Source organism: Bacillus sp. MYb56 (assembly GCF_002976445.1).
Lineage (GTDB): Bacteria > Bacillota > Bacilli > Bacillales > Bacillaceae_G > Bacillus_A > Bacillus_A mycoides.
In genome coordinates this window covers 223,881-230,227 of the sequence record NZ_PCOH01000006.1, presented here as the reverse complement: position 1 = coordinate 230,227, position 6,347 = coordinate 223,881, and the positions used below count along the sequence as shown (strand labels likewise).

The 6,347-nt window shown below is 35.8% G+C and carries 7 protein-coding genes; all 7 read left to right on the top strand.

The features are described from left to right. Positions 1-309, top strand: a 309-nt coding sequence (locus CQ058_RS10815; RefSeq protein WP_142396342.1) for a zinc ribbon domain-containing protein, incomplete at its 5' end; no start/stop codon positions are given. A gap of 426 nt (positions 310-735) precedes the next feature. After that, the gene (gene phoU, locus CQ058_RS10810; RefSeq protein ID WP_105589697.1) at positions 736-1,392 is read left to right on the top strand and encodes a phosphate signaling complex protein PhoU; all 657 of its coding nucleotides are present in this window, start codon (positions 736-738) and stop codon (positions 1,390-1,392) included. 345 nt (positions 1,393-1,737) lie between these two features. Continuing rightward, positions 1,738-4,092, top strand: coding sequence for a sugar phosphate nucleotidyltransferase (locus CQ058_RS10805; protein WP_002190680.1), 2,355 nt, complete (start codon positions 1,738-1,740; stop codon positions 4,090-4,092). A gap of 69 nt (positions 4,093-4,161) precedes the next feature. Continuing rightward, positions 4,162-4,311 carry a 50S ribosomal protein L33 gene (gene rpmG, locus CQ058_RS10800; protein ID WP_001265616.1) on the top strand — a complete coding sequence of 50 codons (150 nt, stop codon included), beginning with the start codon at positions 4,162-4,164 and terminating at the stop codon, positions 4,309-4,311. 104 nt (positions 4,312-4,415) lie between these two features. Beyond that, positions 4,416-4,994, top strand: coding sequence for a 5-formyltetrahydrofolate cyclo-ligase (locus CQ058_RS10795; RefSeq protein WP_002190679.1), 579 nt, complete (start codon positions 4,416-4,418; stop codon positions 4,992-4,994). 103 nt (positions 4,995-5,097) lie between these two features. Further along, on the top strand, positions 5,098-5,298 hold the full coding sequence (locus tag CQ058_RS10790) for a YqgQ family protein (RefSeq protein WP_002015140.1): 201 nt from the start codon (positions 5,098-5,100) through the stop codon (positions 5,296-5,298). A 19-nt stretch (positions 5,299-5,317) separates the two neighbouring features. Further along, a complete protein-coding gene (gene glcK, locus CQ058_RS10785) occupies positions 5,318-6,301 on the top strand; it encodes a glucokinase (RefSeq protein ID WP_002034037.1) in 984 nt (327 codons plus the stop codon). The last annotated feature ends 46 nt before the right edge of the window (positions 6,302-6,347 follow it).

Genomic DNA, 6,347 nt, shown 5'->3' with positions numbered 1-6,347 from the left:
GAAGACTTACCTATCTCAAACCTGTTAAAAAACAAAAAACTATCGAAAGCATTTTCATTTCAAAAATTAAACTTCTTCTTTCAATGTTTATCATACAAGTGTGAGAAGTACGGCATTGAATATGTAAAAGCTGATAAATGGTTCGCTTCCAGCAAGATTTGCTCATGTTGCGGAGTTAAATACGACCATTCAGTTCAATCAGAAGGACAGTGGAGTTTAAAGATTCGTGAATGGGACTGTGTTCAATGCAATAGCCATCACGATAGGGATTTGAATGCTTCGATAAATTTATCAAGATGGGTAAAATAAATGCTTGATAATATGAGGTAACGATACTGCCTCGTGTGGAGTGTTATACCCCTCGTCCCTTCGGGGTTGCGAGAACACTTTGAAGCACTAATTTGTGTGAATTTGATTGAATTGTATAGATTTAGTTAAGTTTATCGTATCGGCATTTCTCACTTTCACCTCATTCTAATAGGGGAGTAATATTTCTCTTTTCTCAAGGCGTAATAAACATACAAGAGGCGGGGTAGGGGATTTATCCCGCTATTTGCCGGGCAGTAAAACTCCCACCTCAAAATTTGGATGGAGCAAAGAAGTTAGGTGGGAGTCGGGCTGCCCGTAAACGCCCGATTGGTGAAGGCTAATAATCAGTGGGAGATGAACAAAACCCCCACTGATTAAAGTTTCACTTTATATATAATGGCACATAATATTGAGGGGGAAGAAATGATGGTAAGAGAACAGTTTCAATGTGATTTAAAAACGTTACAGCAAAAGGTGATCGAGCTTGGTGAGTTAGCAAGTGGAGCTTTATTGATTGCTATGGAAGGTCTTCACAACAGGGATGTAGAGAAAGCGTTAGAAGTCATTGATGGGGATTATCGCATGGATAATTTAGAAGAGGAAATAAATGACCTTGCGCTTATGCTTATTACAAAGCAGCAGCCTGTAGCAAGTGATTTAAGAAGAATTTTCATTTCAATTAAAACAGCGACAGATTTAGAACGTATTGCAGACCATGCTGTTAATATTGCGAAATCAACAATTCGTCTTGGTGAAAAAGAAGTGGTTGTTAGTTTACATAATATTGAGGGAATGTTTGAGATTGCTCATAAGATGTTAAATTTAGCATTAGAAGCATATGAGCAAGAAAATTTAACTTTTGCTAAACAAATTGCTGAAATGGATGATTCAGTTGATGAAATTTATGGGAAGGCGATTCGTGAATTTATTTCATCTATCCCTGGACAACCAGAAGCGATTACACAAATTACACAACTATCCTTTGTTGCTAGATATATTGAGCGTGTAGCAGACCATGTTACAAATATTGCCGAGAATGTATTTTATGTAGTAAAAGGAAAGCATTATTTATTGAATGAGTAGGGGGAAAAGTAGGTGATGAGAAATCACCTGCTTTTTTTAGTCAAAACATGACAAAAAAAGCTCGTTGTTTCCTTTAGTCTATGATGATAAGATGTATCATAATTAATGGAAAAATAAGTACATATATGTTAGTTACGTTTTATTAATTATTTTACCAAGTTAATGGTAAGCGCTTTCTTTTTGGTGGGAGTTAAAAGGTACATTTATTTATAAAGTGAGGCTTTAATTAGTGGGGCTGTCTCTCGCTGATTGTTAGATCATACCAAACCGGACTTTTACTGCAGTTAATGTGGGGTAAATGATATACGGAGTTCTTGAACATTATATAAGTGGAGGCTGAAGTATATGAAGGGGGTTATTTTAGCTGGAGGAAAAGGGAGACGCCTTAGACCATTAACATGTAATACTCCAAAACCGATGTTACCATTGTTAGAAAAACCAGTTCTTGAATATAATATTGAATTATTACGTCAGCATGGTATTCGTGAAATTGCAATTACAGTTCAATATATGAGTACTGCCATTAAGCAATACTTTGGTGATGGTAGTAAGTGGGGAGTTAACTTGTATTATTTTGAAGATTCTCCTCCGCTTGGAACAGCAGGGAGTATTAAGCAAGCGGAAAGTTTTTTAGATGAAACATTTGTTGTTATTAGTGGGGATGCACTAACTGACTTTCAATTATCAGAAGGAATTGCATTTCATGAACAGAAGAAGAGAATGGTAACGATGTTTGTGAAAGAAGTAGAAAACCCACTCTCATTTGGCTTAGTTGTAATGAATAAAGAACAAGAAATTATACGATATATAGAAAAGCCGAGCTGGAATGAGGTAGTTTCTAATATTGTGAATACAGGTATTTATATAATGGAGCCAGAAATCTTTTCTTACATACCATCCATGGAATTTTCGGATTTCAGTCATGATGTGTTTCCTTTATTGGCAAATAAAAATGCTTTATTTGCATATTTATCAGAAGACTATTGGCTAGATATTGGTACATTTGATCAATATCGGCAAGCTCAATTCGATTTGTTGACGAAAAAATTGAAGGTGCCTATTCCATATACAGAAGTATTACCGATGGTGTGGATGGGAGAAGGTGTAACGATAGGAAAAGGGACGAAAATTCATGGCCCTTCTTTTATTGGAGAAGGAGCAATGATTGGTGCAGGGGCTGTAATTGAACCGTACTCTATTATCGGGAAAAATAGTATCGTTTCAAGTTATTCTCATCTTCAAAAAAGCATCATTTTTGCAAACTCTCATATAGGAAAAAATTGTGAGTTGTTAGAAACAACAATAGGAGATCATACAATGGTCGAAGATGATGTTACACTTTTTCAAAAAAGTATTGTAGCGGATCATTGTCATATAGGGAAAAGTACAGTAATTAAGCAAAAAGGAAAAATATGGCCATATAAGGAGATAGATAGTCATTCGATAGTAGGTTCTGCCGGTGTTAAAGAGAGTGAAAAGAGTGCAGGATGGTTACAAAAAAGCCGGATTGTAGGAAGGGGTAATGTTGAAATTACTCCTCAATTTATTGTGAAAGTTGCAATGGCTTATGGATCTCTTTTTGCCAAAGGGGAGAGTATATTGATTGGAAGTCAGGAAAATATAGAAACAACTTCCTTTAAAAATTTATTCCTCCATGCCATTCATGGCAGCGGGATTCATACGATGGAATGTAAAGAAATGAATGAGTCGCTTTTTCAGTATGCCATTCATAATTTGCAATGTGCAGGTGGAGTTTTCGTTCAAGTGGAAAGCAAAAGAGGGATTGTTATACAACTGTATGGCAAGGAGGGCTCGTTTTTAACGTATAAGCAGCAAAAAGAGATAGAACAAGTATATATGTCTGAGTCGTTTTATTACGCTTCTGAGAAAGAACTGGGGCGAAATAAGCTAGTTCACGTTTCTGCAAATAATTATGTAGAAGCTGTGTTAGAGCGTATTGATATTGAAACGATACAAAAACAGAAGTTTCATCTTCTTATTAATAAGAGAAATGATATGTTACAACATTTACTTATGATTTTTTTGCAAAGGCTCGGATGCACAGTTACATGGATTTATGCGGGCGAACAAAAGCATCATGTGAAAGCCTTGATGAAATCAAGTAAAGCAAATATGGCACTTATGTTTTCAGAGCAAGGAAATTATTTCGAGTTATATGATAATCATAGTAATATTTACCAGGGAACAGATTTTGAAGAGGTAGATATTCCAGATTTATTACTTGAATCGGCAGGAAATATTTACCCGATGTCTTTGAAATTAGGAGAATGTTACCTTCTATTTTATACGCAGGATGAAAAAAAGTCGTTTCAAGCGAGATGGAAGCGAGATATTTTATATCGAATTGGAAAATTATTCGAGCTAATAGCATTGCAGGGAAAAACATTTCTCAGCATAGTAGAGCAATCACCTCCGCTCTATCTACTTTGTGATGAAGTTGTATGTTCATGGAATGAAAAAGGGAAAGTAATGAGGAAATTATTGGCTGATATGGAAAGAAAGGAAGAAGGTATATTTGAAGGAGTACAGTTCAAATATACCGAAAAAGAGTGGTCTTATATCGTTTCTGACACAAAACAACCGAAATTTTTAGTGTATTCGCATGCTAGAAACCCAGTAATAGCAAGGGAAAACATGAAAAATCTTATAGAAAAAATTAGACAATATCAAAAGGTGTAGAATTTTTATTTTAAAAGTGGTATTATAGTATAGTCTGATTTAAGTTATTAGTACTGGAGGGAAATAAGAATGCGTGTGAATATTACTCTAGCATGTACAGAATGCGGAGATCGTAACTATATCTCAAAGAAAAACAAACGTAACAACGCTGAGCGTATCGAGCTTAAAAAGTATTGCAAGCGTGACAAGAAGTCTACGTTACACCGTGAAACAAAGTAAGCAGTAGGAATATTTTCCTACTGTTTCTTTTTTTATTCGGTTCCTCTGTTAAAAGTGATACACTATCATCGTAGAGCAAAGTGTCACTGTGAGGGGGAAAATGTGTGAGAGAAGAGAAACTACGTTTACGTAAACAAATAATAGAACACATGAATTCTTTATCAGAAGAACGGTATACAACTTTATCAGAGCAAATTGCAGCTTCGTTGTATGCGCAAAAAGAGTGGGTTGAAGCTAAAACAATTGGAATCACCCTCTCAATGGAAAATGAAGTGAATACATATCCTATTATCGAAAAAGCTTGGGAAGAAGGAAAGAAAGTTGTTGTTCCGAAGTGTAATAAAGGAACACGAACGATGTCTTTCCGGAAAATTAGTAATTTTGATCAATTAGAAACAGTGTATATGAATTTACGTGAACCAATTCCAGCGCTTACGGAAGAAGTGAATGCAGATGAAATTGATCTTCAAATCGTGCCAGGCGTAGCTTATACAGAGCGAGGAGAACGGATTGGATATGGCGGTGGCTATTACGATCGTTATCTCGTGCATTATAAAGGGAAAGCGCTATCATTAGCTTATAGTTTTCAAATGGTAGAACATATTCCAGTAGAGCCATTTGATAAAAATGTAGAAAAAATTATTACAGAAAAAGGAACAATGGTTAAAATTGGGCTTGTATAGACAAATAAAAATTGACGAGACTTTTTCTTCGTGATTATAATAAAATATGTGAACGTTTTCTTATTATAATTTTTTATAGTAAGTGAGCATAGAGGGTGATGAAATGATATCCATTTATGATATTCAGCAATTGCTAAAGAAATTTGGCACGATTATTTATACGGGTGATCGAATCGCTGATTTACAATTAATGCAAGATGAATTGCGTGAATTAAATCAATCACAGCTAATCGATCCACAAGACTATCAAACAGCTTTATTTTTGTTGAAGCAAGAAATTCAAAAAGAGATAAATAAGAAATAGATAAAGGTAGGTACGTAACATGGAAGAGAAATGGTTAGTTGGTGTTGACCTTGGTGGTACAACGATTAAATTAGCATTTATTAATGTGTACGGTGAAATTTTACATAAGTGGGAAATCCCTACGAATACAAATGAACAAGGAAAACATATTACACTTGATGTAGCGAAAGCTATTGATAAAAAGTTAGAAGAATTAGGTGAATTAAAAAGTAAGCTAATTGGTATTGGTATGGGAGCTCCTGGTCCTGTACATGTGGCATCTGGAATGATTTATGAAGCGGTTAATTTAGGATGGAAAAACTATCCGTTAAAAGATTTACTAGAAGTAGAAACGGGATTACCTGTTGTTATTGATAATGATGCAAACTTAGCGGCGCTTGGTGAAATGTGGAAAGGTGCTGGTGAAGGAGCAAAAGATTTAATTTGTATGACACTTGGCACTGGTGTTGGTGGTGGTGTTATCGCCAATGGTGAGATTGTACATGGTATAAGCGGTGCTGCTGGTGAGATTGGACATATTACAGTTGTTACAGAGAACGCTTTTCCATGTAATTGCGGGAAGTCGGGTTGTTTAGAAACGGTAGCCTCTGCAACAGGTATTGTACGTGTTGCTATGCAACAAATACAAGAGACAGATAAAGAAAGTGTTTTACGTTCTATGTTAGCAGAAGAAGGGCTTATTACATCAAAAGATGTGTTTGAAGCGCTTGGACAAGGTGACGAACTAGCAGGTGAAGTAGTGGAAAAAGTAGCTTCTTATTTAGGATTAGCTGTAGCGAACCTTGCTAGTACGTTGAACCCAGAGAAAATCGTAATTGGTGGTGGCGTATCTAAAGCTGGAGACGCACTATTAGAGCCAATTCAACGTTATTTCGAGCAATATGCTTTCTCTCGTGCTGTAAAGAGCACAAAGTTAGCAATTGCAATACTTGGTAATGATGCAGGTGTAATTGGAGGAGCGTGGCTTGTAAAAAAGCACAAATACGAGGCGAAGATGATATAAGTTGTGAATAATGAAAAGAGGAAGGGGCCCCCTTCCTCTTTTTATG